Consider the following 4,103-nt stretch of genomic DNA (forward strand, 5'->3'; position numbering starts at 1 on the left):
GACCGGCCGGTCGAGCGTGGTCGCTCCGCCCGGTTTTCGGTCGAGGTCGAACGCGCCGGAGCGGTGATCGACCGTGCCCTTCGGGCGCGGCGCCGGGCGAACCTCCGGCGGCAGGTCCTTCGTCTCGGACTTCCGCCCGGGCCGCAGGAATGCCACCAGCACGCCGCCGAGGATGACGATCAGCCCGATGGCAACCGAGATGTATTCAATGGTCGAGTCGATACCCCACATGAAGGTCATCCTGTCAGGTGCCCCTGTCACTCGGACCGTGCCGTCGCCGATCCGCCATCGAGTCAGAAGACGGAGACGCGCTCCGTCTCCTCGAGCCAGAGGCCGTCACCCTCGGTGGTGCCGAACGCCGCGTGGAACGCGTCGACGTTGTCGACGGCGTTGCCACGCAGGTCGGCCGGCGAGTGCGGGTCGATGGCGAGCAGCCGCTCGGCCTCCTCGATGCGGGACTTGCCGCGCCACACCTGCGCCCACCCGTAGAAGAACCGCTGCTGACCGGTCAGCCCGTCGAGCACCGGTGGCTCACCGGCGGTCTCGTTCGCGATCTGGTAGGCCTTGAACCCGATCGCCAGGCCACCGAGGTCACCGATGTTCTCACCGACCGTCAGGGCCCCGTTGACCTTCTTCCCCGGCGCGAAACGAGACTCCTTCGCGTCGAACTGGCCGATGAGCGCCTTCGTGCGCTCCTCGAATCCGGCGCGGTCCTCGTCGGTCCACCAGTTGCGCAACTCGCCGGTGCCATCGAACGTGGAGCCCTGGTCGTCGAACCCGTGCCCGATCTCATGGCCGATCACCGCGGCGATCCCGCCGTAGTTCGCGGCGTCGTCGGCCTGCGCGTCGAAGAACGGCGGCCGAAGGATCGCCGCCGGGAAGACGATCTCGTTCATCCCCGGGTTGTAGTACGCATTGACCGTCTGCGGCGTCATGAACCATTCGCCGCGATCGACCTCGCCGCCCAGCTTGCGCAGTTCGCGGTCGGTCTCGACGGCCGATGACCGCACGACGTTGCCGACGAGATCACCGGCGTCGACGACGAGGGCCGAGTAGTCCTTCCACTTCTCGGGGTGCCCCACCTTGGGCGTGAAGGAGTCGAGTTTGGCCAGCGCCTCGGCGCGGGTCGCCTCCCCCATCCACGGCAGGTCGGCGAAGCTGCGCCGGAATGCCTCGACGACCTTGGCGACAAGTTCGTCCATCCGCTCCTTGGCCTGCGGCGGGAAGTGACGCTCGACGTAGAGCTGCCCGACGGCCTCACCCACGGCACCCTCGACGAACGCCACGCCGCGCTTCCACCGCTCACGCAACTGCGGGATGCCCGAGAGCGTGCGACCGTAGAAGTCGAAGTTCTCGTCGACGAACGCGCGGGAGAGGTACGGCGCGCGGGCGTGCACGAGGCGCCAGCGCAGCCAGTCCTGCCACGTGGCGAGGTCTACCTCGCGCAACGCGGCGCCCATCGCCGTGAGGTACGACGGCTGACGCGCGATGACGGCCGGCAGCGCGGACTCGTCGGCGCCCAGACCGGCCAGGTACGCGGTCCAGTCGAAGCCCTCGGTCAGGGTGTCGAGGTCAGCGCGCTCGACCTTGGTGTAGGTCTTGACGGAGTCACGATTGCTCACCCGGTCCCAGTGCGCGGCGGCCAGGCGGGTCTCGAGGTCGATGACGCGCGCCGCGGCCTGGTCTGCCGGGCTCACCCCGGCCAGCTCGAGCATCTTCGTCACGTGGGCGAGGTAGGACGCCCGCACCTCGGCGTGCTGCTCCTCGCGGTAGTAGGACTCGTCGGGCAGACCCAAGCCCATCTGCTCGAGGTAGACGATGTAGGTGTCGCTGGCGCGGTCGTCGGTGTTGACGAACGGTGCGAAGAGGCCGTCGACACCGGCGCGGGCCCAGCGGCCGAGGAGGCTGGGGATCTGGGCGACCTCGGTCAGGTCGGCAACCTCGGCCAGGTCGGCATCCAGCGGGGTGGCGCCGAGCGCCTCGATGCGCTCCTCGTCCATGAAGGCTCGGTAGAGGCCCGCGACCTGCGCCGAAACCCCCTCAGCCGCACCGGACTCCGCCGCCTCTTCGATCAGGGCACGCACGTCGGCCTCGGACTGCTCACGCAACTCGTCGAAGGCACCCCACCGGCCCTTGTCTGCGGGGATCTCCACGGTCTCGAGCCAGCGGCCGTTGACATGGCCGAAGAGGTCGTCCTGCGGGCGGACGGTCGCATCGACCCACTGGAGGTCGATGCCGGAAGGGAGCGGAGCGGTGTCAGCCATGAGAGCGACCCTATGGCACCGCACCGACAGCGGGGCAGACCCCTCTCAGACACAGCCGGTCGCCCGCAGCCGACCATCGGCGAGTCAGTCGGCTTCGGCCTGACGGGTGCGCAGGGAGCTCGAGGCGCGCTGGCCGACGGCCGCGGTGCTGCTGCGGACCTTGACGACGACCTCTTCGCCGCGCTCGGTGAGGATTTCACGCCCTTCGCGACGCGCCGGGAGTACGACCGCGCCGAGAACGACCACTGCGAAGGCGATGCACAGAAGCACGCCGCTGATCACCCAGAACATGACTACATCCTCCCACTGTGTCCCTGAACGTTTCCTGTCAGATAATCACACTGGTCACAGGCGTCACACAAGTCAACAGCGATACGCAGAGGTTAACTTTGGTCACACGAATCGTGACCAAAGCGCGACCTTCACTCGGCCGGAGCGAGGTCACGCAGCCGCTGTGACACCACCGTCGTCACGCCATCGCCGCGCATGGACACCCCGTAGAGGGCGTCCGCGCACTCCATCGTCGCCTTCTGGTGGGTGATGACGATCAACTGTGACGAGTCTCGCAACTCCTCGAACAGGGTGATGAGGCGATGGAGGTTCGTGTCGTCCAGCGCCGCCTCGACCTCGTCCATGATGTAGAACGGGCTCGGTCGGGCCTTGAAGATCGACACGAGCAGCGCCACCGCGACGAGCGAGCGCTCCCCGCCGGAGAGCAGCGACAGTCGCTTGACCTTCTTGCCCGGCGGGCGCGCCTCGACCTCGAAGCCGGTGGTGAGCATGTCGTCGGGGTCGGTGAGCACCAGGCGCCCCTCCCCGCCGGGGAACAGCCGCTGGAAGACACGCTCGAACTGCACGGCCGTGTCCGCGAACGCCTCGGCGAAGGCCTGCTCGACCCGCTCGTCGACCTCCTTGACGATGTCGAGGAGGTCCTTCTTCGACTTCTTCAGGTCCTCGAGTTGGGTCGTCAGGAACGTGTGCCGCTCCTCGAGCGCGGCGAACTCCTCCAGCGCCAACGGGTTGACGCGACCGAGCGCCTTTAGCCCACGTTCGGCAACGCGGAGTCGTTTCTCCTGCACCTCGCGCACATAGGGCTGCGGCTGCGGCGCGTCGGGATCGTCGGCCGACTGACCCGCCTCGAGCACCGGCGGAACGAGCTGGTGCGGACCGTACTCCTCGATGAGGACGTCGGGGTCAACACCCCACTCCTCGAGGGCCTTCTCCTTGAGCTGCTCGATCTTGGCGAACTGCTGGGCACGGGCCACCTCGTCCTTGTGTACGGCGTCGGTGAGCTGGCGCAACTCGTCCTGCTCTCCCGCCACGCGTTGGCGCAGGTCGGCGAGGACCTGCTCGCGCTGGGCCCGTTCGCTGGCGGCGGTTTGGCTTGCCGCCGCGGCACGTTCGACGGCGGCGGCCACGACGGTCAGCGCCCGACCCGCAACGGCGTGGACGTGCTCGGCCACCTGGGCCTCACGCTGCCGACGCTCACGCCGGGCACGCAACCGCTCGCGCGCGGCGATCTCGTTGCGCGCCGCGCCCTCGAGCGACTCGGCGCGACCCGCGATGGCACGGGCGCGTTCCTCCGTCGAACGCAGGGCCAAACGGAGCTCCGTCTCGCCCGTACGCGCTTGCGAGGCCGCGAGTTCGAGCCGGTCACGCTCGTCGGTCGACGGCTCCTGCGTGTCAGCGCCCTGCTCGGCGCTGGCCTGCTCGAGTCGCTCGCTGAGCTCGGCATATTCGGCGCGATCGGTGGCAAGCTTGGCCTCGACGGAGGCGCGCGTGGCGGCCGTGCGTTCGGCCTCGGCCTTCGCGGTGCGCATGGCATTGCCGAGGGTGCCG

The 4,103-nt window shown here is 68.8% G+C and carries 3 protein-coding genes and 1 pseudogene; all 4 read right to left on the reverse strand.

Annotated elements, in window-relative coordinates; translation table 11 throughout:
- Positions 1 to 231: pseudogene (locus KD1_RS15435) on the reverse strand (hypothetical protein); the annotation flags it as partial.
- A gap of 62 nt (positions 232 to 293) precedes the next feature.
- Positions 294 to 2,264 (reverse strand): M13 family metallopeptidase, encoded by a 1,971-nt coding sequence (locus KD1_RS15440; RefSeq protein WP_068403397.1) that lies wholly within the window; start codon positions 2,262 to 2,264, stop codon positions 294 to 296.
- A gap of 84 nt (positions 2,265 to 2,348) precedes the next feature.
- The gene (locus KD1_RS15445) at positions 2,349 to 2,555 is read right to left on the reverse strand and encodes a hypothetical protein (RefSeq protein ID WP_068403399.1); all 207 of its coding nucleotides are present in this window, start codon (positions 2,553 to 2,555) and stop codon (positions 2,349 to 2,351) included.
- 131 nt (positions 2,556 to 2,686) lie between these two features.
- Positions 2,687 to 4,103 (reverse strand): AAA family ATPase (locus KD1_RS15450; protein ID WP_157073408.1); only part of this gene is annotated, 1,417 nt, incomplete at its 5' end.

The organism is Kribbia dieselivorans NBRC 106261, from assembly GCF_001552435.1.
Classification (GTDB): domain Bacteria; phylum Actinomycetota; class Actinomycetes; order Actinomycetales; family Dermatophilaceae; genus Kribbia; species Kribbia dieselivorans.